Below are 23868 nucleotides of genomic sequence, written 5' to 3'. Positions count from 1 at the left end.
CGACGGGTAGTCTGCCCGCCATGACATCACATCCGAACACCCCTGCGGGCTGGTACGCAGACCCCCAGGGCACGCCGAACCAGCTGCGCTGGTGGGACGGTGCCCAGTGGACCGCGCATACGCACCATGGCCAGCCCGGCCAGGCCCCTCCGACGCAGGCCGCCCCGCCCAACCCCAACCCCGCCAGGGTCCAGCACCAGGTGCAGCAGCAGGCGCATGTGGGGCCCACGATGGGCGGCGGCGGCACGCTGTTCACCGAACCGGTGCTGGTGGTGAACCAGAAGGCCAAGCTGATCGAGCTCACCAATGAGTACAGCGTCTTCGACCAGCAGGGGCGCACTCTCGGTTCGGTGGTCCAGGTCGGCCAGAGCACGCTGAAGAAGGTCGCGCGGTTCGTCTCGAGCCTCGACCAGTTCATGACGCACAAACTGGAGATCCGCGACGCCAACGGGCAGCCGCATCTGGTGCTCACCCGGCCCGCGAAGTTCATCAAGTCCAAGGTGGTGGTGACCCGCCCGGACGGACAGCCGGTCGGCGAGATCGTCCAGCAGAACGTCATCGGCAAGATCAACTTTGGCATGCTCGTCAACGGCCAGCAGGTCGGCGCCATCAAGGCGGAGAACTGGCGGGCCTGGAACTTCGCCATCGTCGACCACACGGACAGCGAGGTCGCCCGGATCACCAAGACCTGGGAGGGCCTGGCGAAGACGATGTTCACGACGGCGGACAACTATGTGCTGCAGATCCACCGCCAGCTTCCCGATCCGCTGCTGAGCCTGGTGATCGCCACGGCCCTCACCGTGGACACCGCGCTCAAGCAGGACTCGCGCGGATTCGGCTGAGCCGGTGGGCGACACGGTGCCCGACGATGCGGTGACGCATGTGCTCGGGATCGATTCGGGCGGTTCCGGCGTACGGGTGGCGGTGGCACGCGCAGCCGCTCCCGGCTGCTCCGCGGAGCAGCCACCGACCTGCTCCTCGTCACCGACTTGGTCCTCGCCACTGACCTGGTCCTCGTCCACACCCGCCGCCGTCGGCGACCGGGGCATCGACGCGGAAAGCCTGCTGGCGCGGGTCCTGCCCGCCGCCCAGGAGCTGCTGCGCGAGGCCGGGGCCCGGCACCTCGGTGCGGTCTGTGTCGGCGCGGCAGGCATGGCCACGCTCGGCGACGATCTGCGCGCCAGGCTTCCGGACGCGCTGGCCGACGCCCTCGGCGTACGGCGACTGGCCCTGGCGGCCGACGCGGTGACCGCCTACGCCGGGGCATTGGGACAGCGTCCCGGCGCGGTGGTCGCGGCGGGGACGGGCCTGATCGCGCTGGGCGCGGTGCCCGAGGGCTTCGCCGGCGGGCTGGGCGGTACGGACGGCGAGCCTGCCGCAGACGGCGTATCCCCTACGGACGGCCTGCGCGATGCGCACGGCGTATCCGGCACGGGCGCCACGGCCACGGGCACCTCGGGCGGCGACACCCGCTGGGCCACCTGCGGCTGGCGACGCGCCGACGGCTGGGGCCATCTGCTGGGCGACTGCGGCGGCGGTGCGTGGATCGGCCGGGCGGGCCTGGAGGCGGCCATGCGCGCGTACGACGGGCGCGAGGGCGGCTCGAAGCCGCTGCTGGCCCGCCTGGAGGCCGTGTTCGGCCCCGCGACCGGGCTGCCGGGGCAGCTGTACCCGCGCCCCGACCGCCCCGCCGTCCTGGCCTCGTTCGCCCCCGAGGTGGGCCGGTGCGCCGGCGAGGATCCGGTCGCGGAGGCGATTCTGCGGGCGGCCGCCCGCCATATCGCCGAGGCCGCGGAGGCGGTCTGCCCGCGGCTGGAGTCGAGCGAGGTGGCGCTCACCGGCGGGCTGTTCCGTATGGGCGCGCCACTGCTGACGCCCGTGCGCGAGGAACTGGCGGCGCGGCTACCCGGGATCAGGATCACGGAGGCGGCCGGGGATCCGCTGGACGGGGCGCTGTGCGTCGCGGCGGCGCTGGCGGCGGACGGACTGCGGCTGCCCCGGGACCCGGCGCTGCTCAGCATCGTCTGAGCGCCGCCCCGTGCGGGCACGCCGCAGGGCTTCCGACGCAGGGCAACGATACGGAGCCCCGACCCGTAGCCCCACCCCGTGGCTCCCGACACGGGGTGTCCCATATGGGCGCTCAGCGTGGGCGCCCAGTATGGGATTCCATGACCGGCAATTCCGGACACATGGTCGATTCTTCGATCAAGTATGGCCGCTGAGCGCACATCACCGCACAACACCAGTCGACAAAGCGGGACAGATACCCCCAGTCACACCCTCCCGAACAGCCGAGCCCATCGAGCGACTAACATGCGGCGCCATGAGCTCCCCCACAGGGCCCGCGTCCGGCCTGCCTGTACGAATGCCGCGTCCCCGCCAGTCCGGACGGCACCGCCGACCGGAGGCCGCCGCCGCGCCTCTCGGCGCACCTCCGCTGGTGCTGGCCGTCCCTGGTGCCCCGAGCGACGGTGCCCGGCGCCTTGCCGAGGACCTGGTGAGCATCGCCCGCTCCGAGATGCCCGGGCTCGACGCTCAGATCGGTTTCCTGGACGGGGACGGCCAGGAGTACCCGCAGCTCGAGGCCGTGCTCACCCGCGCCGCCCAGGAGAACCCCGAGCGTCTGCGACAGGCGGCCGAGGCCGCCAAGGCCCTCGCCGACGAGGCGGCGGAGGCGATCGCCGCGGCCGAGGCCGCGGGCGAGGTCGTCGACGAGGTCCCGTCCATCCCCACGGTCCCCACGGACGGTCCGGCGGCCGTCGTGGTCCCGCTCCTCGCGGGCCCGGACAGCGCACAGCTGCGCCGGATACGCCAGGCCGTCATGAGCAGCGGCTCGGCGGCCGAACTCACCGACGTCCTCGGCCCCCATCCGCTGCTCGCCGAGGCCCTGCACGTGCGTCTGTCGGAGGCGGGTCTGGCCCGCGCCGACCGCGCCCGTCTCTTCACGGTCGCGACCGCCGCGGACGGCATCATCCTCGCCACGGTCGGCGGCGAGGAGGCGGCCCAGGCCGGTGGCATCACCGGCATGCTGCTCTCCGCGCGCCTCGCGGTGCCGGTGATGGCCGCCGCGCTGGACGAGGACGGGGCCGTCCTCCGCGTCGCCGAGCAGCTGCGCTCGGCCGGCTCCGCCCGGCTCGCCCTCGCGCCGTACCTCATCGGCCCGGAGGTCTCCGCCGAGCTGATCTCGGCGGCCGCCGAGGAGGCGGGCTGCGCGGCGGCCGAGGCGCTGGGCGACTACCCGGCCGTGGGCAAGCTGGTGCTGGCGAAGTACGCGGCGGCGCTGGGCATCACGCTGCAGCAGGCGTCGCCGGCGATGCGCTGACACAACGCACGGCGAAGCAACGCACGAGACAGCGGGGGCGGTGACCGTCAAGGTCACCGCCCCGCTCGTATCCAAGAAGTCTCGTATGCAAGAAGCCTCGTATCCAAGAAGCCTCGTATCCAAGAAGCCTCGTATCCAAGAGGCCCCGTATCCGAGAGGCCCCGTATCCACCGGGCTCCCTGTCCGTGCCCGGCGTACGTCAGCCGAAGACCACGCAGGACGCCGCCGGAGCCGGGACCGAACCGCGACGACGCGGCACCCCGGTCGAGGGGTCGATGTCGAACCAGGTGACATCGCCCGAGCGCTCATTGGACACATAGAGCCGGCGTCCCGACGGGTCGAGCGTCAGATCACGGGGCCAGTGGCCGCCACAGGGCGTGGTGGTGACCAGCTCCATCCGGTCGCCGGATGCGTCGAGGGCGAGCGTCGCGATGCTGTCGTGACCGCGGTTGGCGGCCCATACGAAGCGGCCGTCCCCGGAGACCACGACCTCGGCGGGGTAGGTCTCGACGTCCGTACCGTCGGGGACCAGACGGGTCTCCCCCAGCGGTTCGAGAACGCCGGACGCCGCGTCCCAGCGGCAGGCCGTGATCGTCGGATCGAGCTCGTTGATGACATACACGCGGTCGCCACGCGGATGGAACGCCAGATGGCGCGGGCCGCTCCCCGGGCGCAGCCGGACCTCGTGGTGCGGACGCGGCCCGGGCAGCGCGTACACCTGGACCGCGTCGATCCCCAGGTCGACGGCGAGCAGCCAGCCACCCGACGGATCGGGCGCCACGGCGTGGGCATGCGGCCCCTCCTGCCGCTCCGGATGCGGTCCGCTGCCCTCGTGCCGCAGCACCCCCGTCGGCTCCCCGAGCCGGCCGTCCTCCAGCACCGGCAGCGCGGTGACGCTGCCCGAACCGTAGTTGGCGGTCAGCAGCTGCCCGCCGGCGAGCGTGAGATGGGTGGGCCCCGCGCCCCGCACCGGCACGGGCTCACCGAGCAGCGAGGGCGGATCCTGCGTGACATCCAGCGCGGCGGCCGCCCCATCCTCGGCCTCGCTCACCGCGTACAGCACGCGCCCGCCGGGGGCGAGCACCAGATAGGACGGGTTGACGACCACGTCCGTGGAGTTCCGGATCCGCAGCGCGCCCGTCTCGTCGTCGACATCCGCGACGGTGATCCCGGCACCGCCCGCCACAGTGAAGGACCCGATATACGCCCGCAGCCCGCTCCCACTCGCGCCCACCGCACTACCCTTCCGCCGACTCCGGTTCCGGTACCGCTAGGGGCCGACGGTAACAGAGCGGTCTAGACCAACACGCCGTCATCTTCCGCCCCACCGGGCCCGGAGGCTCCCCCGCGAGCTCCACGGGCGGGACTCTTGGCATGCTGTCCCCATGAACACCATGCCCGCCGTGATCTTCGACCTGGACGGCACTCTCGTGGACAGCGAGCCCCTCTACTACGAGGCGGGGCGGCGGACCCTCGAGCGGTACGGGATCAGCGGCTTCACCTGGGAGGAGCACTCCCGGTTCATCGGGATCGGCACTCGGGAGACCCTGGAGACGCTGCGCGACCGGTACGGCATCGAGGCGCCCGTGGAGGAGCTGCTCGCCGTCAAGAACCGGCACTATCTGGAGCTGGCCGCGGCGACCGAGATCTTTCCCGCCATGCGCACCTTCGTGGAGCGGCTGCGCGCCGCCGGGCATCCGCTCGCCGTCGCCTCCGGCTCGTCCCGCTCGGCGATCGAGACCGCGCTCAAGGCCACCGGGCTGGACGCGCTGCTGCCGGTGTATGTGTCCGCGGAGGACGTCGGCCGGGGCAAGCCGGAGCCGGATGTGTTTCTGGCCGCCGCCCGGCTGCTGTCCGTCGATCCGGGGCGGTGTGTGGTGGTCGAGGACGCCGGTCCCGGGGTGGAGGCGGCGCGGCGGGCCGGGATGCGTTGTATCGCCGTTCCGTACGCGGCCGGGCCGTCGCCGGACGGCGAGCCGTTCACCTCCGCCGGGCTGCTCTTCCGGAGCGGGCAGCCGGAGTTCGACGCCCAGCGGGCCTACGAGTGGGTCGCGGCCCTCAGTTGAGGCCGTGAGACCATGCGTCGCATGCCCGGACATTCACCGGCATGTCGCAGGAGAGACGGAGGGCGTATGGAAAGACGTGGGGGTAAGGCGATCCGCCGTTGGGGGACGGCGGTCATCGCCTCGGCGGCGGCCTTGACGGTCGCCGTACCGGCGAACGCGGCCCAGGCCACCGAGGTCAGGAGCGGCCCTTCGGGGGTCAGCGCCAAGGGCGCGTATCTGCTGGACAACAACACCAACAAGCAGCTGTGGGCCAAGGCGGCCGACACCAAGCGGCCGATGGCGAGCACCACCAAGCTCATGACGGCGGTCGTGGTGCTCGACACCCGGGGGCTCAATCTCGGCAAGAAGGTCACCGTCAAGCAGTCGTACATCGACTACACCGCCCGCGTCGGCGGCAGTAAGGCGGACCTGCAGAAGGGGGACAAGCTCACCGTCAAGCAGCTGCTGTACGGGCTGCTGTTGCCGTCCGGCTGTGACGCGGCCATGGCCCTCGCGGACACGTTCGGCACCGGTGACACCACCGCCAAGCGCACCAAGTCGTTCATCGCGCAGATGAACAAGAAGGCGTCCGCGCTGGGGATGACCACATCCCACTACGACACCTTCGACGGCATCTCGCAGGGGGGACAGAACTACACCACGCCCCGCGACATGGCCAAGCTGGCCAGGCACGCGCTGAAGAACTCCACCCTCGGCACGGTCGTCAAGTCCGTCGACACCATCCAGAAGGCCCCGGCCGCCAATGGCAGGACCAGGACGTACTACTGGAACAACACCAATCGGCTGCTGGGCTCGTACAGCGGCGCGATCGGCATCAAGACGGGCACCGGTACCGCGCCCGGCAGGTGTCTCGTCTTCGCCGCGAAGCGTGACGGACGCACCGTCGTGGGCGTGATCCTCAACGCCCCCAAGCGCTACCCGGACGCGAAGAAGATGCTCGACTGGGCCTTCCGGGCCCACACCAAGGTCACCTGGCGCCAGCTGCCCAAGGGCGCACCGCAGGACTGATCGCGGGACTGATCCACGGCCCGCTTTCCACGCGGGTGGTGCCCCGGCCGGATGGCCATCCGGATGCTGTTGGTTAATTCGGAGCCGGGCGTGACGTCGGCCTTCAAGACCCGGTTGTGGTCTTGAAGGCCGACGTTGTCGTATGGGGTGGGTGCCGATGTCGATGCAGCCGAAGGGCTCTGGGGAGATCCCGGTGGACACGGTGCGGGTGGCGCGGGCCGCGTTCCCGAAAGGGAGCCTGGCGATCCGGGTCCGTGATGAGCTGGGGCCGCTGTTCGAGATGAGGAGTTCGCGGGTCTGTTCCCGTCGCGGGGCAGGCATGCCTGGTCACCGGGGCGCCTTGCGCTGGTGTTGGTGTTGCAGTTCGTCGAGGGGCTGACCGACCGGCAGGCCGCAGATGCGGTCCGGGCTCGGATCGATTTCAAGTACGCCCTCGGGCTCCGGCTGGATGATCCGGGCTTCGGCTTCTCCATCCTCTCGGAGTTCAGGGATCGGCTGGTTCAGGCGGACGCTGGACGGTGGGTGCTGGACGGCATCCTTGCCGCGGCCCGGGAGAAGGGGCTGCTCATCGGTAGGGGAAAGGCTCGGACCGACTCCACGCATGTGCTGTCGGCGGCGAGGGAGCTGTGCTGGCTGAAGATGGTCGCCGAGACGCTGCGCGCGGCCCTGAACGCGCTTGCCGCAGCCGTTCCCGACTGGCTGTCCGAGGACGCCGAGCCGGACTGGTTTCGGCACTACGCCACCCGCGCCGAGGACTCACGGTTCCCCAAGGCCCCGGCCAAGCGGGACGAGATCGGCCAGCGGATCGGAAGCGACGGGATGCGGCTGCTTGAGGCCGTCACCTCGTCCGGTGCGCCTGCCGCACTACGGACGGTGCCGGAGGTGGAGGTCTTACGGCAGATGTGGGTGCAGCACTTCCATCTGGTCGAAGGTGAGGTGCGGCGGCGGAACCCAAAAGACCGGCCGCCGGGCGCGATTCGCCTGGTCACCCCCTATGACATCGAGGCGCGCGGCAGCGTCAAGCGTGACACCTTCTGGGACGGCTTCAAGGTCCATCTCACCGAGACCTGCGAGCCCGATATCCCGAACCTGATCACCAATGTCGTGACCACCGTCTCCACCGTCCCTGACGTGGCCATGACCTCAGCCATCCATGCCGGACTGGCCGCCCGCAACTGTCTGCCCGCTGAACACTGGGTCGATGCCGGCTACCCCACCGCTGCCCACATCGTCGCCGCCCAAGACGACCACGGGGTCGAGCTGCACGGTCCGGTCGGGCCCGACACCACACCTCAGGCCCAGGTGAGAAGCAAAGGCCACGGCCAGGACGCCTTCATCATCGACTGGAACAACCGCAGCGTCACCTGCCCCGGCGGGATCACCACGGACAAGTGGCAGGAAGCCCTCTCCCACCGCGGCACCCCCGTGGTTCGGGTGAAATTCTCGACCTCCGGCTGCCGGCCGTGCCCACACCTGCGGGACTGTGTCAGCTCGCCGACCGCAGAACGGCGCCAGCCGACCTTCCGACACCACGAGGAACACGACGCCATTGGCCACGCTCGCTCCCTCCAGCAAACCGATCGCTGGAAGGAGCGTTACAAGATCCGCGCGGGGGTCGAAGGGACGATTTCTCAGGGTCTTCAGCGCTGCGGTCTGCGCAGATCCCGCTATCGCGGGCTTGCCAAGACCAGCCTCCAGCACCAGCTGACCGGAGCGGCGATCAACCTCGCCCGCATTGACGCCCACCTCACCGGCGCCCCACGAGCCCGCCCCCGCACCAGCCACTTCGCAGCACTTCGCCCCGCCGACCACACGATCGACGGGGCGAAGTAGGCCCGGCTCCGAATTAACCAGCAGCATCCGGATGGCCATCCGGCTGGGGCACCGGGCCGTAGGGGCGGCGGTCAGCCGCACTTACGCCCGGTGTTGATGCACTTCACGGCCTTCTTCATCAGCGAGTTGGACATCACGTTGATGAAGTCGCCGTGGTCGGTCACCGGCTTGTGCAGCTGCTCGGGGAAGCTGTCGACCGCGAAGAGCGAGCCGGGCGCGACCTTGTAGGTGATCCGCTGGACGAGCTGCGGGATGGCCTTGAACCCCTTGGCGCACGCGCCCTTGGCGTCCGCGAAGGCCACATGGGTGCGGTGGTTCGCACTGTCGGCGTTCTTGCCGTCCCAGCAGCTCTGGAACTTGAACGTACGGACCACCTTGCTGCCCTTCGGGCAGAGCGGGTACTTGTCCTTCAGCTGCCGGTTCTCGAATCCGGTGCAGCTCCAGGAGGCGTTGGCGTTGGCCGTGCCGTTGGTGAACGCCTTGGCATCGCCGGTGATGATGCGCAGGAACTTGGGCATCTCGACGACCTTGGAGACCGCGCTGCCACGGAAGCTGATGGACGCGGTCTCCGGGCGCAGGATCCGCCCCACATTGCCCTCGGTGCCGCCGCCGGGCTGGTCGGCGTCGGCCTCCTTCGTTCCGTCCTGCTGTCGCAGGACCGGCCAGTAGTGGGTGGAGCGGTCGCCGTTGGTGCAGGTGGTCCCGGCGGCGGCGAGGCCGTCGTTGGTGGAGAAGGCGTCGGTGTCGCGGTTGCCGACGTAGTCGTGCATATGGTGGGCGCCGTTGCTCACACCGGGGGCGACGATCACGTTGTCCGAGTTGAAGTGCTTGTTCTCATTGCGGCCGCAGCGCGATGAGAAGGTGCCGCGGGAGGCGTTGCCCCGCGTACGGGGGTTCTTGACGTTCGGCCGCACCCTGCGGATGTCCACGAAGTCCGCCTTCACCGGGCCGGACTGCGGCTGGCCACCCGCGGCCGGAGCGGCGGGGGTGGCCGTTCCCGCGGCGGGGGTGGCGCCCGCCGGTGCGGCGGCCGGGGCCGCTTGCTGCACGGTGCAGGACGCCAGCGTGTCCAGGCCGGACGGGCGGCTGGCCACCCGGCCGATCTCGTTCCCGATGCGGTTCAGCGCGCCACGCCGCTGGGCGCTCAGCGGCTCCAGCACCCGGGTGCGCACCCAGTCCTGGTCGGCGCTCGCGCCGCGCGCGGCCAGCTGCTGGTAGGCGTCGGCGACCTGGCTGTCCATCGTCGCCAGTTCCTTGTCCACGGCGGGCCGCGCCCGCTGCGGCACATTCGACAGCCGGGTCGTGGCGTCCGGGCACTTGACGGTCATCGCCGCCCGCGCCGGCGCCTGCTGCCCGGCCGATCGGCGGGCGGCGGAAGCATCGTTGTCGGTCATCAGGAGCGCCCCGCCGCCCACGGCCAGTGCGGTCACTCCGACCACGGTCAGCCCGATGACCCTGGATCGCTTGTGTCTCTTCTTGTTCCTCATCCTTCGCCCCTCATCGGCAGTCTTCCTACGCCGGGGACGTCTTGCCCTCGGCCGCGTCGGGCCGCGCCCCCTCACCCCGTCCCGGGGCAAAGGACACAGCGCGACGCCGATGGATACGGACGGCGAGGCGATCGTTCTCAACGGTGGTCGCAACATCTCGTAAATAGCCGGAGGAGTCGGTGCACCGGCACATCTCCCTAGTGGCTTCACCACATGTCCGCCGCCCGGCGGAATGAAGCTGATCAGTTCCGGTTAAAATGTTTACTTCGCCGTACCCCCGTTACCCCTTCTACGCGCCCGCGGAGCCCCCCACATGTCCAGCGCGAACTCGTCCAGTGGGCGTCATCGCAAAGCCAAGCCCATGAGCCTCGCGGTCCGCCGCGCGTTCATCATCGCCGCCGTCCCGGTCACCGGTGCGTTGCTGTCCGCTCCGTCGGCGCTCGCCGCCGACAAGAGCACCAAGACCACCACGGCGACCCAGTCCGTGGCCGCCGACGGGCTCGACTCCGCTGAGCAGAAGATCGCGGACAACCTCAACACCCGCGCCCAGAACCCGAGCCTCGGCGGCACCTTCAGCGGCATCGTGCTGGACTCCGCGTCCGACAAGGTGATCTGGGGGCATGACGCGGACACCGCGCTGATGCCCGCGTCCAACGCCAAGCTGGCCACCGCCACGGCGGCGCTGACCGTGCTCGGCCCCGAACACCGGTTCACCACCAAGGTGGTCTACGGCGATGGCACGCTCACCCTCATAGGCGGCGGCGACCGGCTGCTGAGCACCACCGACGTCACCGAGCTCGCCAAGTCCGCCGCCGCCGGAGTCAAGAGCGCGGGCCTGGGCTCGGTGAAGGTCCGTATCGACGACAGCCTCTTCGCCGAGCCGACCCTGGCCAACGGCTGGAACGACTCGTACTACGACGACCAGGTCTCGCCGGTGCGCTCCCTGGTGGTGGACGGAAAGCTGTCCGCGGACACCTCCATCGACGCGGGGAAGGTCTTCGCCGAGCAACTCGCCGACCAGGGTGTCACCGTCGACGGTGAGGTCACCCGTGGCACGGCGTCGGCCACGGACGTGCCGGTGGGACAGCACCTGTCCCCGACGCTGGCCGAGACGGTCAAGAAGATGCTCAAGACGAGCGACAACGAGATCGCCGAGACGATGCTGCGCATGACCGCGATCGCCGCCGGCAGGCCCGCCACCTTCGAGGACGGCACGGCCGTGGTGCGGGACGTCCTCAGCCGGCGCTACGGCGTCTCGATGGAGAACTTCGAGATCTACGACGGCAGCGGGCTCTCCCGCGCGGACCGCATCCCGGCCCGGACCGTCGCGGACATCCTCGATCTGCTCACCGATCCGCGCTACAGCGGCCTGCTGCGCTCCATCGACGAAGGCCTGCCGGTGGCGGGCGAGGCGGGCAGCACCCTGGGGCCCGAGTGGGGCCGCTTCGACACCCCGGACTCCCAGTGCGCCGTCGGCCAGGTCAAGGCCAAGACGGGCACCCTGACCGGCGCGATCGCCCTGAGCGGGCTGACCAAGGCGGCGGACGGCCGGTGGAAGGTCTTCTCCTTCATCGAGAACCAGTCCTCCGCCGACCCGGCCGCCACCAAGGACACCCTCGACGGCCTCGCCGCCACGGTCAACGGCTGCTGGGCGTAGCCGCACTGCCCCGCGTCCCTGGCCCCGTGGGTCACCCGGCGGTGGCCTGCGCAGCCGGGGACTAGGGGTGGAACTGCTCGACGCGGTTGCGCTTGGTGTACATGTCCCAGTAGTACTCGGCGAGGTCGTCCGGGTCGGCGACCGGGAAGTTCGCGAACGCTTCGACGTCGGCCACGGCCAACTCCGCCATCTCGCTGCGCTCGATCAGGGCCCCGATCGTGAGGGTACCCGCGTAGGCACCGGTGTCGGCGAGCTCACCATTGAGCGAGTACAGGTAGTTGCGGGTAGCGGCCACCACCGGGCCCACACCGCTGAGGTGGGGTATCGGCTGCGCCGCCGAGTAGCCCTGGGTCAGCAGGAAGGCGCCGTCGCCGCGCTCGGTCCACTCCGGCAGCACGGCACGGACCACCTCCACCGGGGTGAACAGGAGCAGCGGCATCAGCGCCCGGACTGTGCACCGAGGCCGTCCGCCAACCACTCCCCGTCGGCCCGCTCACCCCGGAACAGGTCTACGAGGTGATGGAGAAACTCACCGGCAAGCGATAGCCGGGCCGGGCCTTCCGGTCGTCCCCCGCGTCACGCGCGCAGGTAGGCGAGCACTGCCAGCACCCTGCGATGTGTCTCGTCCGCTGGGGGGAGGTCCAGCTTGGTGAGGATGCTGCTGATGTGCTTGCCCACGGCAGCCTCGGACACGACCAGCTCCCGGGCGATGGCACCGTTCGACTTGCCCTCGGCGATCAGCCCCAGAACCTCCCGCTCCCGCGCGGTGAGCCGGTCCAGCGGATCGCGGTGCCGGCGCAGCAGCTGGCGCACCACTTCGGGGTCCACGACGGTGCCACCGTCCGCGACCTCGCACAGGGCGTCCACGAAATCCTCCACCTGCCCGACCCGGTCCTTCAGCAAGTAACCGACGCCCGAGCCGTCACCGGAGTCCAGCAGTTCCGAGGCGTACGTCCGCTGCACGTACTGGCTGAGGACCAGGACGGGCAGCGTGGGCCGCTTCTCGCGCAGCCGCACCGCCGCGTGCAGTCCCTCGTCCTGGAACCCCGGGGGCATGCGCACGTCCGTCAGGACGATGTCGGGAGCGTGCTCCTCGACCGCGGCGAGCAGTCCGGGAGCGTCGCCGACGGCCGCGACGACGTCATGCCCGCAGCGGCTGAGCAGGCCGATGAGCCCTTCTCGCAGCAGCACGCTGTCCTCGGCCAGTACTACGCGGAGCGGTCGGTCCGTACGCAAGGGAACTCCACACGCAGCAGGGTCGGTCCGCCCGGCGGACTGGACAGGGAAAGTCTGCCATTCAGCGCCGAAACCCGGTCCGCGAGTCCGGTCAGACCGGTTCCGGCGCCGGCGTCCGCACCGCCCCGGCCGTTGTCCCGCACGTGGAGGAAGAGTCGTCCGTCCCGGTGTCTCCCGCTGACCTCCGCGCGGCTCGCCCCGCTGTGCCTGGCGATGTTGGTGAGGGCCTCGCACACGACGAAGTAGGCGGCGGCCTCGACCGCTTGGGGCAACCGCCCGGGCAGGGCCAGCTCCACGTCCACGGGAATCGCGGAGCGGTCCGCGGCGTCGGCGACGGCCGCGGGGAGGCCGTGGTCCGAGAGGACCTTGGGGTGGATGCCGTGGATGAGTTCGCGCAGCTCCGCGAGGGCCTTGTCCGCCTCCTCGTGAGCCTTCGCGAGCTGATCGGCGACCGGCCCGGGAGGTGCGTCCAAACGGGCCAGACCGAGGGTCATCGTCAGCACCACCAGCCGTTGCTGCGCCCCGTCGTGCAGATCGCGCTCGATGCGGCGACGTTCCGCCTCGAAGGCGTCCACCAGTCGAAGGCGGGAGCGGGTCAACTCGACAACCCGCGTGCCCAGGTCGACCTCACGCGAAGCGATCAGCACCCGCGTCAGTGCGGCCCGGGCACCGGCCACCACCCCCAGGACATAGGCGCACAGCCCCATGAGCACCACCCCGAGCGTGGCTGTTGCGAAGGCCGCCGGCCAGGTGGTGACGGTCCACTGCTTGAGCACCTTCACCTCCTCACCGCCACCGACCGTGAACATCAGCAGTGGCGTTGCGACCATGGACAGCGGGGCGAGCAGGGCAACCGCCACGACGAGCGCGTCGACCGGCCACAGCAGCCCGGCGAACAGCAGGGCATGGCCCAGCTCCCGCCACGTCGCCTGCTCCCTCATGCGCGTCGTCAGCCAGGCCCACAGGCCATGGGCCGTGGGCGCCCGATGCTGGTCGACAGCCGGACCCGGGTCGATCAGGCGCATCCTGTGCCGTTCCACCCAGGCCACCGGGATGCCGGCGAGGACCACGAGAACGAGCAGCGGGAGCCCCACCAGCGCGATGGCGAGAACGACTCCGGCCGCCGCCATGGCCCCGATCACCACGAGGGCGACGGCACCGGTCATCGCTCCGGTGAGCAGGTATCCGGCGGAGCGCCACGGCCACGAGGACAGCAGGAAACCCGGCCTGGACATGGCTTGCCACACATTCCGCGGATGCATGGAGGTCACCGTAGAAGTCCCGCTCCGCCGCTGCCATCGGGCCAGGCAGACCATCGGGGGTATGCCTGGCCCTACCCCAAAACTCGCTTCTGCCGTACTGCGTCGTGGTGCCCGCACCCGGTTTCGTGGAGTCACCGAACAGAAGGAGAAAGGGCCATGAACGATGAGGCGATCCAGATGCGCTCCGTCAGCAGACGCCACGGTACCGGCGACGGCGCGGTGACGGCGCTCGACCAGGTCTCGCTTTCGTTCTCCCGGGGAACGTTCACCGCCGTCATGGGCCCCTCCGGCTCGGGCAAGTCGACCCTGATGCAGTGTGCCGCGGGACTGGACCGCCCCACATCGGGATCGGTCACCCTGTGCGGGACCGAGCTGGCGACGCTGAGCGAGACCAAGCTGACCCTGCTGCGCCGCCGGCGCATCGGGTTCGTGTTCCAGGCGTTCAACCTGCTGCCGTCCCTGACCGCCGAGCAGAACGTGACCCTGCCCCTGCGCCTCGCCGGCCACCGCCCCTCCACGGCCCGGGTACGTGAGGTGCTCCAGCAGGTCGGGCTCGGCGAACGGGCGCGGCACCGGCCGACGGAGCTGTCCGGCGGCCAGCAGCAGCGCGTCGCCCTGGCCCGCGCTCTGATCACCCGGCCCGATGTGCTCTTCGGCGACGAACCGACCGGTGCCCTCGACTCGCGGACCGGCCGTGAGGTGCTGACCTTGCTGCGCGGCATGGTCGACAGCGAGGGCCAGACGATCATCATGGTCACGCATGACCCGGTGGCCGCCTCCTACGCCGACCGTGTGCTCTTCCTCGTCGACGGACGGGTGAGCGGTGAGTTGGCCGGGGCCGGCGCCGACACCATCGCCGCGCGCATGGCCACGTTGGAGGCCGTGCCGTGCTGAGCGTCACCCTGGGCACCTTGCGCACTCGCTGGGTCACCTGTGTCGGCAGCTTCGTCGCCCTCTCGCTCGGCGTCGCGCTGACCGCGGTGATGGGCCTGGCGCTCGCCTCGTCGCTGGACGCACCCGACCGTGCACCCGAGCGGTTCGCCGCCGCACCGGTCGTGGTCAAAGGGGCCGACACGCTGCGGGTGCCCACCTCGGTCGGCGTCCGGGCCCAGAAGCTGGCACACCCGCGCGCCGTGCCCGCCGAGACCGTCGCGCAGCTGAGAAGGCTCGGCACCGTCGTCGCGGACCGGTCCTTCACCGTACGCGCGCGGGGCGGGCCAAAGGACCTGGTGGGGCATCCCTGGTCGACTGCCGCCTTCACCCCGTACCGGATCGATGCCGGACGCCCGCCCCGCGCGGCCGACGAGGTCGTGGTCAGCGGAGCCTGGGCGAAGCCGGGCGAGCGCGTACGGACCGAACGCGGCACCGTACATGTTGTCGGAACCGTCGCGAGGCGCGACTTCGAGAACGCCGTCTTCTACACCGACGCACGCGCAGCCCAACTGTCGCCGGTCTCCCTCCAGTTCGTCGTGGACGCCGACCCGGCAGCCGTACGCGAGGCCGTGCGCGGCAGCGACGGCGTCCGGGTCCTCACCGGGGAGGGACGCCGCTACGCCGAACCCGCCCCGGACCGGGACAGCGAGGCCCTCACCGCGATGAACGCCATGTTCGGCACGGCCGGCGGTGTCAGCGCCTTCGTGTCGGTGTTCGTGGTGGCCTCCACCTTCGCGTTCGCGGTCGCCCAGCGGCGCCGGGAGCTCGGGCTGCTGCGCACGGCGGGAGCGACGCCGGGCCAGATCCGCCGGATGGTCTTCGCCGAAGCCCTCGTGGTCGGCGTGCTCGCCTCGGCCACCGGCTGTCTGATCGGCGCGTACGGTGCGCCGCGGCTGGCCGACTGGGTGGTCGACGGTGGTCTCGCGCCGAGCTGGTTCACCATCGGCGACCACACCTGGCCGTACCACATGGCCTTCTGGACGGGGCTGCTCATCGCGCTGTGCGGCGCGGCAGCCGCGTCCTGGCGAGCCGGTCGCACCGGCCCCGCACAGGCACTGCGCGAGGCGTCCGTGGACAACGGGACGATGCCCCGGGGGCGATGGTTGTCCGGCCTGGCCCTGCTGGTGACGGCCACCGTGACACTGTGCCTGGCCCTGGTCACGGACCCGGGTGAGCTGCTGCATCGGAAGACCTATGTGAGCCGGCCGATGCTGCTGATCACGGCGGTCGCGCTGCTCGCGCCGGTGGTGGTGCGACCGCTGACCCGGCTGATCACCTGGCTTCCGGCCCGGCTGCCCGGTGCCGGCGGCATGCTGGTGCGGGAGAATGCCGCCGCCGGTGTACGCCGCACGGCCGCCGTCGCGGCACCCGTACTGGTCACGGTCGCCCTCGCCGGTTCACTTCTGGGCGCCACCGCCACACTGAACCGGGCCAGGGCCACCGAGGCACGTCAGCAGATGGCCGCCGCATTCGTCATCACCCCCGCCGACGGGGCGGGATTCGATACGGCGACGCTGCGAAGACTGCGCGAGGTGCCCGGCGTCGAGGTGTCCGCGACCTCTTCGAGCGCCGTCCATGTCCTGGAGGACGGTACGTCGCTCGTCACGTCCGACGCTCATGCCGCAGACCCTGGCCCGCTCGCCGCCACGACCCGGCTGCCCATCCATGCCGGAAGGACAAGCGATCTCGATGACGACTCGATCATCGTCAACGAGGAGTGGCAGCGGCACACCGTGGGCGAGCATGTGCGGGTGTGGCTCGGCAACGGCACGAAGAGGTCGCTGCGGATCGCGGCGGTGATGGCCACCGGCACCGGCAACAACGGGGTCTACGTCACCCCGCGCAACGCGCCGGGCGCTACCGTCGACCGGATCGACGTCGCCCTCACCCGCGGCGCCGACGCGCAGACCGCGGCCACCGGGCTGCGCGCCGCGGTGCACACCACCGGCGGACATGTCCTCACCAAAGACCAATGGCTGAAGGCGAGTCACCCCAAGGCCACGAACCGGACGACCCGGCTCGGCTTGCTCCTGGTCCTCGGCATCGCCCTCCTCTACACGGGCATCTCCCTGGCCAACACGATGGTCATGGCGACGTCCGACCGCATCCGCGACCTGGCCGTGCTGCGCCTGGCCGGAGCCACCACGTGGCAGGTGCTGCGGCTGGTGGGAGCCGAGGCGCTGACGGTGGTCACGGTCGGCGCGGTCCTGGGCCTCCTGGTCGCCGGGCTCAACCTGGTGGGCATGTGGAGTGCTCTGGCGCTGCTGTCGGTGTGGGCCACGATCGACATCCCCTGGACGGCCATCGGCGCGGTCGTCGGCGCCTGTGCGGTACTCGGCGTGATCTCGTCGGTCGTCCCCGCCGCGTTCGCCCTGCGTCGCCGGGCAGTGGAACTGGCGGGCCTACGGGAGTGACCCGTTGCCTCCGGCACGCTCACGTGCCGGAGGCAGCAGTGTCAGCGGTTCATGGCCGCCCAGAACTCCTCGAAGGACATCTGGCGGTCGCCGTTGGTGTCGAGCGAGTCGATCAGCGCCTGGGCCGCCGCCGCGGTGATCTCCTGGCCCTCCAACTCCGCGACGACCTGTCGGAACTCATCCGCGGTGACCAGACCGTCCCCGTCGAGGTCGTAGCGCTCGAACACCGTGCGCGCCGCTGTCTCCATGATGTCTGTCATGTGCTCCGCCTATGTACGATCTTGGCTGACGGGCCCAGACTATCCCGGCCGTCCACGGGCCCCTCCATCACGCCGAGGCGGCATCCGGACAGGGCTGTCTAGCCCAGGAAGCTCAGCCTGACCTGGCGGTCCGGGTTGTCGACGTTCGTATCGACCAGGCACACCGACTGCCAGGTGCCCAGCGCCAGCCCGCCACCGATGACCGGGAGGGTGGCGTGTGGGGGTACGAGGGCGGGGAGGACGTGGTCGCGACCGTGGCCGGGGCTGCCGTGGCGGTGGCGCCAGCGGTCGTCGGCAGGGAGCAGATCGCGCAGCGCGAGGAGCAGATCGGTGTCGCTGCCGGCGCCCGTCTCCAGGATCGCGATCCCGGCCGTGGCATGCGGGACGAAGATGTTGAGCAGGCCGTCGCCGCCGCCCGCCACCTCCCCTAGATACGCCTCGCAGTCGGCGGTGAGGTCGGCGACGGTCTCGGTGGAGCCCGTGGTGACGTTGATGGTGTGGGTACGGAATGTGCTCATGGAACCATCCTGGTACGCCGCCGCGTAAAACTCCCGCAACAAAGGTCCGAGGGGCAAGACACCGTTGACCGGTTCCGGACGCCGTCGCTAACTTCAAGGGCATGTCTACGTCAGCCCTGCTCACCACACGCGGTCATATCGACCTGCTGCGGGTGGCGTCCGCCGCGTGTCCCGGCCTCCGCTGACGTTTCTTCTCCCTCCCCACTCCTCCCGCTCGCCTCTGTCCCGTTCCGTCGTACCGAGCTGACCGTCGTGGCGTACGGGCATCGAGGCGTACCCCTTTTGTGGAGCCCCCATGTCCCCGGTTCTCGAACCGGTCGTGCCGCTCTCCGCGCGCCGCCGCCCCGTGCCGCGCTGGCTGCGCCGCACGACCGGACCCCTTCTGCTGCTGGCGCTCTGGCAAGTGTCCAGCGCCACCGGTGTGTTGCCCTCCGACATCCTGGCGTCGCCCGGCACCATCGCCGGTACCGCCTCCGACCTGCTCAAGGACGGCACCCTCCCGCACGCCATGCTGGTGTCGGTGCAGCGGGTGCTGATCGGGCTGGTGATCGGCGGGGTGATCGGCGTCGCGCTCGCACTGATCTCCGGGCTCTCCCGGCTCGGCGAGGACCTCGTCGACGCGAGCGTGCAGATGCTGCGCAGCATCCCCTGGGTCGGCATGATCCCGCTGTTCATCATCTGGATGGGCATCGGCGAGGCCCCGAAGATCGCGCTCATCGCACTGGGCGTCACCTTCCATCTCTATCTGAACGTCTACGCGGGCATCCGCGGCGTGGACGCCCAGCTCATCGAGGCCGGGACCGCCCTGGGGCTCGGCCGCTGGGGGCTGATCCGCCATGTGGTGCTGCCCGGGGCGCTCCCCGGCGCGATGACCGGGCTGCGCTACTCGCTCGCCACCGCCTGGCTGGCGCTGGTCTTCGGCGAGACCATCAACGCCGATGATGGGATCGGCTTTCTGCTCAACCGCGCGCGGGAGTTCTTCCAGACCGATGTGATCGTGGTCTGCCTGATCGTCTACGCCGCCCTCGGCCTGCTCGCCGATTTCATCGTCCGTACTCTGGAGAGGCTGCTGCTGCAATGGCGACCGAACTTCACCGGCAAGTGAACTCCCCGGAGAAGGAGTTGGAGAAGGGGAAGGGGAAGGCTGCGGGTGAGACCGGCGATGCGGCGGTACGCGTTCGCTCGCTGACCCGCTCGTTCGACGGCCGCTCGGTCATCGACGACCTTCAACTCGACGTCGAGGCGGGCGAGTTCGTGGCACTACTCGGCCGCAGCGGCTGCGGCAAGTCCACGCTGCTGCGGGTGCTCGCCGGGCTCGATCGGGAGATCGAGGGCGAGGTGCTGGTGCCGCGCCGCAAGGCCGTCGCCTTCCAGGCGCCGCGGCTGATGCCCTGGAAGCGGGTCTGGCGCAATGTGCTGCTCGGGCTGCCCGGCCGCCCGGGGCGGGCCGTGGCCGAGCAGGCACTGAAGGAGGTCGGTCTCGGCCACCGCGTCGACGCCTGGCCCAAGACCCTCTCCGGCGGTGAGGCCCAGCGCGCCTCGCTCGCCCGTGCGCTGGTGCGCGAGCCCGATCTGCTGTTGCTGGACGAGCCGTTCGGCGCGCTGGACGCGCTCACCCGGATCACGGCCCAGCAGCTGGTCGCCGAGTTGTGGCAGCGGCGCGGCTGCGCGGTGCTGCTGGTCACGCATGACGTGGAGGAGGCGCTGCTGCTCGCCGATCGCGTCCTGGTGATGGACACGGGTGTCATCGCGCATCAGATCCGGGTGGACCGGGACCGGCCGCGCGACATCGCCGATCCGCTCCTCGCCGAGCTGCGCACCGAGCTTCTGGACCGGCTGGGTGTGAAGGCGCCCGAACCGGCCGTCCACAAGGCCGCCTGAGGGTTGCTTGGTTTCCCCCGTACCGCCCCCATGTCTTCACCCGATCGCGCCCTCTCGCGATCTCCCCGCACTCCCCGCACTTCTCGTACTACCGCACTTCCCGACCCTCCCGAACGGACCCTGCTGACATGAGACGGCGCATCCTCCCCGCCCTGTCCCTCCCCCTCGCCCTGCTGCTGTCCGCATGCGTCAGCTCGTCGCCGCACAACGGCTCCGGCTCCTCCGGCAGCACCGACGGCAAGGGCGATGTGACCCTCAACGTCGGTGACCAGAAGGGCAACGACGAGGCGGTGCTGCGCGCCGCCGGGCAGCTCGACAACCTTCCCTACAAGATCAAGTGGTCGACGTTCACCTCCGGCCCGCCGATCCTGGAGGCCGTGAGCGCCAAGGCCGTGGACATCGGCGGGGTCGGAAACACCCCGCCCGTCTTCGCCGCGGCCGCCAAGTCCGACATCAAGGTCGTGGCCGCCAAGCACGGCACGGCCGACGGCGAGGCGATCCTGGTCAAGCAGGGGTCGCCGCTGAAGAAGACCACCGACCTCAAGGGCAGGTCGGTGGCGGTCGCTCAGGGCAGTTCGGCCCATTACCAGCTGGTCGCCTCGCTCGCCAAGGCCGGGCTCTCGATCAAGGACGTGCAGGTCAAGTTCCTGCAGCCCGCCGACGCCCTGGCCGCCTTCACCCGCGGCAAGGTGGACGCCTGGGCCGTCTGGGACCCGTACACCTCCCAGGCGCTGCGCCAGTCGGACGGGCGGGTCCTCACCACGGGCAAGGGCGTGGTCAACGGCCTCAACTTCCAGGTCGCCAACCCCGCCTCCCTCGAGGACAAGAAGAAGGCGAAGGTCGTCAAGGACTATCTCGGGCGGCTGCGCCGGGCCCAGGACTGGGTCTACGAGCACCCCGAGGAGTGGGCCAAGGTCTGGGGCAAGGAGACCGGGCTGCCGTACCAGGTGGCGCTGGACTCCGTGAAGCGGACCAACGGCACCCGGGTGTACGTCGCCGTCGACAAGCCCGCCGTCGCCTCTGAGCAGGAGATCGCGGACGCCTTCGCGAAGCTGAAGCTCACCCCGCGCCGCTTCCAGTTCGCCGATTACGTGGACACCCGTTTCAACGGCGATCTGCCGCCGTCCACCTCCGCACCGCGCACCTATGGAAAGGGATCCTGAGGACGCCCCTTTTCAGAAGCGTCGCATCGGGTAAGCGCGTCTGCATCGTCAACCGCGCGAAACACACCCGATGAAACGAGGTGAGCGTCATGCACACCGCCACGGCCCAGCGGACGGCTACCCCGCCGTCCGCGCTGCGGGCAACCCTGGAGTGCCGCCCCGAAGCGGCCTCGCACGCACGGCAACTCACCGGCACCTTCCTGGAAAGCCTGCATCCGGCGCCGGATCAGGGCGCCGCCGAGGCGGTGGTGCTGGTCGTCTCGGAGCTTGTCACCAATGCCGTACGGCACTCGGGCGGCCGGTTCTGCACGCTGCGCCTGTCGGCCCGGCCTGACGCCATCGCCATCGCCGTGGGTGATGCCAGCCGCGTACCACCCCATCGGCGCACTCCGGATGTCCGCGGAGAGGGCGGCGGATTCGGCTGGGCGATGATCTGCGACATGGCCACGGCCACGGCCGTGAACGAGGAGCCGGGCGGCAAGACCGTGAACGTGATCGTCGCCCGGCAAGGGCGGGCGCGGGGGCATGCCACTGCCCCGACACCGAGTTGACCTGCTCCGCCACCCACCTGACGACGCCCCGCCCGGGCCGCCGGGCCCGAGCCGCGGAGCCGCGCGAGCCCTCGCGTTACGGCGTCGCCCCCTCCCCCGTCTCCGTCGCCGTCCGCGCACGGTCGACGGCCACGGCGATCCCGTCGAGGACGCGTTCGAGGCCGAAGACGAAGTCATGGTCGGTCGCCGGGTCGTCGTACGCGCCATCGGGCGCCGCCTCGAACAGGCCCGAGGAGAAAAGCAGCGCCACCTGCGGAAAGCGTTCCGGGGTGATCAGCCGCGCCAGGGTCCTGCCATAGGCCCGCTCGGTCTCCTCCTGGCTCAGGCCCGTCTCGCTCCTGCCCTGCGCGTGTTCCTGGGCGAGCAGGGAGGCGTGGCGCACATAGCCGCTGAGCAGGGTCAGACTGCCGACCTTGGCGGCCCAGTCGAGTGCCGTGCCGCTCAGCGTGCTCAGGCCCGCTTCCATCCACGCGATCTCATGAGGTCCCATCGGCGGCCCCGCGATGGGGAGCCGGGGAAGCCAGGGGCGGTCGTGGTTGACCAGGCGCTGGGCGATGGTCCACTGCCGTAGCCCCGCCCGCCATCGGTCGGGAGCGGTCTCGACGTCGGGCGGAGCGCCGAGCGCCAGGTCCCGCATGAGGACGAGGAGCTCGTCCTTGGATCCGACATGGCGGTAGAGGGACATCGGGGAGACGCCCAGCTCCTTCGCGATCTTCGGCAGCGTCGCGCCAGGCAGCCCGTCGCGGTCCGCCAGTTCCACCCCCGTACGCACCACGCGCTCGGTGTCGAGCGCGGCGGGCCGGCCGAGGCCCGAGGCCGATACCGGGAGCCTCCACAGGCGGGCCAGCTCGGCGGGCGCCTCCTCCTGGTCGGCCGACATGGCGCTTCTCCTTCTCGTACCTCGGTTGCTCACCAGGTACATCATGGCGCACGGCTACTTAGTTTTACCCATATAGATTATCCCTTATACTAAGCGGTGCGCCGAGGGCTCGCTCATGTCCCGTTGCCCCATGGGCCCTCATGTCAGGACGGAGAGAGTTCCAGGTGACAGCCATAACGCAGCCCCAGGTCACGGGCCCCGCACGGGGCCCTGTGCGCCGGACCGAACGGGCCCTGGCGCCCGACCTGGCCCGGGGCACCATGCTGTTGTTCATTGCGCTCGCGAACGCCGCGGTGTTCACCTTCGGCAACCAGCCGGGCGCCGAGGCGTCCCCCCACGGCTGGGAGCGCGGGTTCAACCTCGCCATGTTCGTCTTCGTGCACGCTCGCGCCTATCCGATGTTCGCCGTGATGTTCGGCTACGGACTGGTGCAGCTCACCCGCAGACAGGACGCACAGGGCGCCGGGCCCGGCGCGGCGCGCTCGGTGCTGCTCAGGCGCAACGCCTGGCTCATCGCCTTCGGCCTCGTGCACGCCGCGCTGCTGAACTTCGGTGACTTCCTCGGGGCCTACGGCATCGTCGGCATCCTCTTCACCCTGTTGCTCCTGCGCCGCGGCGAGCGGGTGCAGCGCGTCGTGCTGTGGCTGTGGGGCTGGATGGTGGTCTACGTCGCCGTAGTGGCGGCCATGGCCGTGTACCACGCCGCGAAGAGCACGTCAGGCTCCGCCGCCGTGCCGACGGACGGTGTGGATTCGCTCTCGGCCCCCGACTACGCCGCGTCCGTGGCCGACCGGCTCGGCGAGTGGCCGATCCACACGCTGACCGTCGTGCCGTTCATCGTGATCGTCTGGCTGGGCGCGTGGGCCGCGCGCCGGGGCGTACTGGAGGACCCGGCCCGGCACCGGCGCCTGCTGACCCGCACCGCGGTAATCGCCCTCGGCATCGCCTTCGCGGGCGGGGTGCCGATCGGCCTCGTCAGCGCGGGATTCGTGCATGTCGACGGCTCCACCGCGGACGCGTTCCTGATGCTGTACGAGGTGAGCGGCCAGTTCGGCGGCCCCGGATACGTGGCGCTCTTCGGGCTCCTGGCCCTGCGGCTGTCGAAGGCCCGCTCCGACGCGCCGCCGAAGCTCCCGGTGGCGGCGCTTGCGGCCCTGGGCCAGCGGTCGCTGAGCGGCTACCTGTTCCAGTCCCTCGCATGGGTGCTGCTGCTCTCCCCCTTCGCCCTCGCACTCGGAGAGCGCACCGGCAGCCCGACGCTCACCGCCTGCCTGAGCGCCGCCCTGGTCTGGCTCGCCACGGTGGCCGGGGCCTATCTCCTGCAGCGCCGTTCGCTTCCAGGGCCCGCCGAGAAGGTGCTGCGGAGGCTTACGTACGGACCCCGGTAGCCGCTCCGT

At 70.7% G+C, this 23868-nt stretch carries 22 protein-coding genes and 1 pseudogene; 15 read left to right on the top strand and 8 right to left on the bottom strand.

The features are described from left to right. Nucleotides 1-20: 20 nt before the first annotated feature. The 3 genes from ACFYOY_RS21495 to ACFYOY_RS21485 all read left to right on the top strand — a co-directional run bounded on the left by ACFYOY_RS21495 (nucleotide 21) and on the right by ACFYOY_RS21485 (nucleotide 3322). The gene (locus ACFYOY_RS21495; protein WP_351893960.1) at nucleotides 21-842 is read left to right on the top strand and encodes a phospholipid scramblase-related protein; all 822 of its coding nucleotides are present in this window, start codon (nucleotides 21-23) and stop codon (nucleotides 840-842) included. A 4-nt stretch (nucleotides 843-846) separates the two neighbouring features. After that, nucleotides 847-2028, top strand: a complete 1182-nt coding sequence (locus tag ACFYOY_RS21490; protein ID WP_351893957.1) for a BadF/BadG/BcrA/BcrD ATPase family protein — start codon at nucleotides 847-849, stop codon at nucleotides 2026-2028. 295 nt (nucleotides 2029-2323) lie between these two features. Beyond that, a complete protein-coding gene (locus ACFYOY_RS21485; protein ID WP_351893954.1) occupies nucleotides 2324-3322 on the top strand; it encodes a hypothetical protein in 999 nt (332 codons plus the stop codon). A gap of 199 nt (nucleotides 3323-3521) precedes the next feature. Here ACFYOY_RS21485 and ACFYOY_RS21480 read toward each other — a convergent pair whose 3' ends face one another. Further along, entirely contained in the window at nucleotides 3522-4556 is a 1035-nt protein-coding gene (locus tag ACFYOY_RS21480) for a lactonase family protein (RefSeq protein WP_351893951.1), read from the bottom strand. A gap of 151 nt (nucleotides 4557-4707) precedes the next feature. Between ACFYOY_RS21480 and ACFYOY_RS21475 the strand changes: the two genes are divergently transcribed. The 3 genes and pseudogenes from ACFYOY_RS21475 to ACFYOY_RS21465 all read left to right on the top strand — a co-directional run bounded on the left by ACFYOY_RS21475 (nucleotide 4708) and on the right by ACFYOY_RS21465 (nucleotide 8229). After that, nucleotides 4708-5388: an HAD family hydrolase gene (locus ACFYOY_RS21475; RefSeq protein ID WP_388588843.1), complete on the top strand. Its 681-nt coding sequence runs from the start codon at nucleotides 4708-4710 to the stop codon at nucleotides 5386-5388. A gap of 66 nt (nucleotides 5389-5454) precedes the next feature. Then, nucleotides 5455-6396, top strand: a complete 942-nt coding sequence (locus tag ACFYOY_RS21470; RefSeq protein ID WP_388588840.1) for a D-alanyl-D-alanine carboxypeptidase family protein — start codon at nucleotides 5455-5457, stop codon at nucleotides 6394-6396. Between the two features lie 157 nt (nucleotides 6397-6553). Further along, nucleotides 6554-8229, top strand: a pseudogene (locus ACFYOY_RS21465) (IS1182 family transposase). A gap of 71 nt (nucleotides 8230-8300) precedes the next feature. On the opposite strand, the gene ACFYOY_RS21460 reads toward ACFYOY_RS21465, so the two are convergent. Next, complete coding sequence (locus ACFYOY_RS21460) at nucleotides 8301-9716, bottom strand: DUF1996 domain-containing protein (RefSeq protein WP_388588838.1); 1416 nt, start codon at nucleotides 9714-9716, stop codon at nucleotides 8301-8303. A gap of 361 nt (nucleotides 9717-10077) precedes the next feature. On the opposite strand from ACFYOY_RS21460, the gene dacB reads away from it, so the two are divergent. Continuing rightward, the gene (gene dacB, locus ACFYOY_RS21455; protein ID WP_351893933.1) at nucleotides 10078-11373 is read left to right on the top strand and encodes a D-alanyl-D-alanine carboxypeptidase/D-alanyl-D-alanine-endopeptidase; all 1296 of its coding nucleotides are present in this window, start codon (nucleotides 10078-10080) and stop codon (nucleotides 11371-11373) included. Nucleotides 11374-11434: 61 nt separating this feature from the next. Here the strand turns inward: dacB and ACFYOY_RS21450 are convergent, their stop codons facing one another. The 3 genes from ACFYOY_RS21450 to ACFYOY_RS21440 all read right to left on the bottom strand — a co-directional run bounded on the left by ACFYOY_RS21450 (nucleotide 11435) and on the right by ACFYOY_RS21440 (nucleotide 13844). Next, complete coding sequence (locus ACFYOY_RS21450; protein WP_388588835.1) at nucleotides 11435-11812, bottom strand: hypothetical protein; 378 nt, start codon at nucleotides 11810-11812, stop codon at nucleotides 11435-11437. 137 nt (nucleotides 11813-11949) lie between these two features. After that, entirely contained in the window at nucleotides 11950-12609 is a 660-nt protein-coding gene (locus tag ACFYOY_RS21445) for a response regulator (RefSeq protein WP_388588832.1), read from the bottom strand. Further along, complete coding sequence (locus ACFYOY_RS21440; RefSeq protein ID WP_388588829.1) at nucleotides 12582-13844, bottom strand: sensor histidine kinase; 1263 nt, start codon at nucleotides 13842-13844, stop codon at nucleotides 12582-12584. The genes ACFYOY_RS21445 and ACFYOY_RS21440 overlap by 28 nt, the downstream gene beginning before the upstream one ends. Before the next feature lie 183 nt (nucleotides 13845-14027). Between ACFYOY_RS21440 and ACFYOY_RS21435 the strand changes: the two genes are divergently transcribed. Both ACFYOY_RS21435 and ACFYOY_RS21430 read left to right on the top strand, forming a co-directional pair. Continuing rightward, nucleotides 14028-14765 (top strand): ABC transporter ATP-binding protein, encoded by a 738-nt coding sequence (locus ACFYOY_RS21435; protein WP_388588826.1) that lies wholly within the window; start codon nucleotides 14028-14030, stop codon nucleotides 14763-14765. After that, nucleotides 14759-17218 (top strand): ABC transporter permease, encoded by a 2460-nt coding sequence (locus ACFYOY_RS21430; RefSeq protein ID WP_351893916.1) that lies wholly within the window; start codon nucleotides 14759-14761, stop codon nucleotides 17216-17218. Before ACFYOY_RS21435 ends, ACFYOY_RS21430 begins: the two co-directional genes overlap by 7 nt. 41 nt (nucleotides 17219-17259) lie before the next feature. Here ACFYOY_RS21430 and ACFYOY_RS21425 read toward each other — a convergent pair whose 3' ends face one another. Both ACFYOY_RS21425 and ACFYOY_RS21420 read right to left on the bottom strand, forming a co-directional pair. Further along, entirely contained in the window at nucleotides 17260-17478 is a 219-nt protein-coding gene (locus tag ACFYOY_RS21425) for an EF-hand domain-containing protein (protein WP_208517458.1), read from the bottom strand. A 98-nt stretch (nucleotides 17479-17576) separates the two neighbouring features. Further along, nucleotides 17577-17996 carry a YjbQ family protein gene (locus ACFYOY_RS21420; RefSeq protein ID WP_351893910.1) on the bottom strand — a complete coding sequence of 140 codons (420 nt, stop codon included), beginning with the start codon at nucleotides 17994-17996 and terminating at the stop codon, nucleotides 17577-17579. Between the two features lie 101 nt (nucleotides 17997-18097). On the opposite strand from ACFYOY_RS21420, the gene ACFYOY_RS21415 reads away from it, so the two are divergent. The 5 genes from ACFYOY_RS21415 to ACFYOY_RS21395 all read left to right on the top strand — a co-directional run bounded on the left by ACFYOY_RS21415 (nucleotide 18098) and on the right by ACFYOY_RS21395 (nucleotide 21591). Then, nucleotides 18098-18181 carry a putative leader peptide gene (locus ACFYOY_RS21415; protein ID WP_350203233.1) on the top strand — a complete coding sequence of 28 codons (84 nt, stop codon included), beginning with the start codon at nucleotides 18098-18100 and terminating at the stop codon, nucleotides 18179-18181. A gap of 110 nt (nucleotides 18182-18291) precedes the next feature. After that, nucleotides 18292-19101: an ABC transporter permease gene (locus tag ACFYOY_RS21410; protein WP_351893907.1), complete on the top strand. Its 810-nt coding sequence runs from the start codon at nucleotides 18292-18294 to the stop codon at nucleotides 19099-19101. Continuing rightward, complete coding sequence (locus tag ACFYOY_RS21405) at nucleotides 19074-19877, top strand: ABC transporter ATP-binding protein (protein WP_351893903.1); 804 nt, start codon at nucleotides 19074-19076, stop codon at nucleotides 19875-19877. Before ACFYOY_RS21410 ends, ACFYOY_RS21405 begins: the two co-directional genes overlap by 28 nt. Nucleotides 19878-20005: 128 nt before the next feature. Continuing rightward, nucleotides 20006-21040 carry an ABC transporter substrate-binding protein gene (locus tag ACFYOY_RS21400; RefSeq protein ID WP_351893900.1) on the top strand — a complete coding sequence of 345 codons (1035 nt, stop codon included), beginning with the start codon at nucleotides 20006-20008 and terminating at the stop codon, nucleotides 21038-21040. A gap of 89 nt (nucleotides 21041-21129) precedes the next feature. Next, the gene (locus tag ACFYOY_RS21395) at nucleotides 21130-21591 is read left to right on the top strand and encodes an ATP-binding protein (RefSeq protein WP_351893896.1); all 462 of its coding nucleotides are present in this window, start codon (nucleotides 21130-21132) and stop codon (nucleotides 21589-21591) included. Nucleotides 21592-21667: 76 nt separating this feature from the next. On the opposite strand, the gene ACFYOY_RS21390 is transcribed toward ACFYOY_RS21395, so the two are convergent. After that, nucleotides 21668-22471, bottom strand: a complete 804-nt coding sequence (locus tag ACFYOY_RS21390) for a TetR/AcrR family transcriptional regulator (protein WP_351893893.1) — start codon at nucleotides 22469-22471, stop codon at nucleotides 21668-21670. Nucleotides 22472-22635: 164 nt separating this feature from the next. On the opposite strand from ACFYOY_RS21390, the gene ACFYOY_RS21385 reads away from it, so the two are divergent. Next, nucleotides 22636-23859, top strand: a complete 1224-nt coding sequence (locus ACFYOY_RS21385; RefSeq protein ID WP_351893890.1) for a DUF418 domain-containing protein — start codon at nucleotides 22636-22638, stop codon at nucleotides 23857-23859. Nucleotides 23860-23868: the final 9 nt, after the last annotated feature.

The organism is Streptomyces sp. NPDC007875 (genome assembly GCF_042868035.1).
Taxonomy (GTDB): domain Bacteria; phylum Actinomycetota; class Actinomycetes; order Streptomycetales; family Streptomycetaceae; genus Streptomyces; species Streptomyces antimycoticus.
This window is presented reverse-complemented; position numbering and strand designations above follow the sequence as displayed.

Excerpts from the sequence above, each read along its gene's own strand:
- ACFYOY_RS21495 (WP_351893960.1), top strand. The coding sequence starts at position 21 with ATGACATCACATCCGAACACCCCTGCGGGCTGGTACGCAGACCCCCAG.
- ACFYOY_RS21485 (WP_351893954.1), top strand. The coding sequence starts at position 2,324 with ATGAGCTCCCCCACAGGGCCCGCGTCCGGCCTGCCTGTACGAATGCCG.
- ACFYOY_RS21475 (WP_388588843.1), top strand. The coding sequence starts at position 4,708 with ATGAACACCATGCCCGCCGTGATCTTCGACCTGGACGGCACTCTCGTG.
- ACFYOY_RS21470 (WP_388588840.1), top strand. The coding sequence starts at position 5,455 with ATGGAAAGACGTGGGGGTAAGGCGATCCGCCGTTGGGGGACGGCGGTC.
- ACFYOY_RS21460 (WP_388588838.1), bottom strand. The coding sequence starts at position 9,716 with ATGAGGAACAAGAAGAGACACAAGCGATCCAGGGTCATCGGGCTGACC.
- dacB (WP_351893933.1), top strand. The coding sequence starts at position 10,078 with ATGAGCCTCGCGGTCCGCCGCGCGTTCATCATCGCCGCCGTCCCGGTC.
- ACFYOY_RS21450 (WP_388588835.1), bottom strand. The coding sequence starts at position 11,812 with ATGCCGCTGCTCCTGTTCACCCCGGTGGAGGTGGTCCGTGCCGTGCTG.
- ACFYOY_RS21440 (WP_388588829.1), bottom strand. The coding sequence starts at position 13,844 with ATGTCCAGGCCGGGTTTCCTGCTGTCCTCGTGGCCGTGGCGCTCCGCC.
- ACFYOY_RS21435 (WP_388588826.1), top strand. The coding sequence starts at position 14,028 with ATGAACGATGAGGCGATCCAGATGCGCTCCGTCAGCAGACGCCACGGT.
- ACFYOY_RS21425 (WP_208517458.1), bottom strand. The coding sequence starts at position 17,478 with ATGACAGACATCATGGAGACAGCGGCGCGCACGGTGTTCGAGCGCTAC.
- ACFYOY_RS21420 (WP_351893910.1), bottom strand. The coding sequence starts at position 17,996 with ATGAGCACATTCCGTACCCACACCATCAACGTCACCACGGGCTCCACC.
- ACFYOY_RS21415 (WP_350203233.1), top strand. The coding sequence starts at position 18,098 with ATGTCTACGTCAGCCCTGCTCACCACACGCGGTCATATCGACCTGCTG.
- ACFYOY_RS21410 (WP_351893907.1), top strand. The coding sequence starts at position 18,292 with ATGTCCCCGGTTCTCGAACCGGTCGTGCCGCTCTCCGCGCGCCGCCGC.
- ACFYOY_RS21405 (WP_351893903.1), top strand. The coding sequence starts at position 19,074 with ATGGCGACCGAACTTCACCGGCAAGTGAACTCCCCGGAGAAGGAGTTG.
- ACFYOY_RS21400 (WP_351893900.1), top strand. The coding sequence starts at position 20,006 with ATGAGACGGCGCATCCTCCCCGCCCTGTCCCTCCCCCTCGCCCTGCTG.
- ACFYOY_RS21395 (WP_351893896.1), top strand. The coding sequence starts at position 21,130 with ATGCACACCGCCACGGCCCAGCGGACGGCTACCCCGCCGTCCGCGCTG.
- ACFYOY_RS21390 (WP_351893893.1), bottom strand. The coding sequence starts at position 22,471 with ATGTCGGCCGACCAGGAGGAGGCGCCCGCCGAGCTGGCCCGCCTGTGG.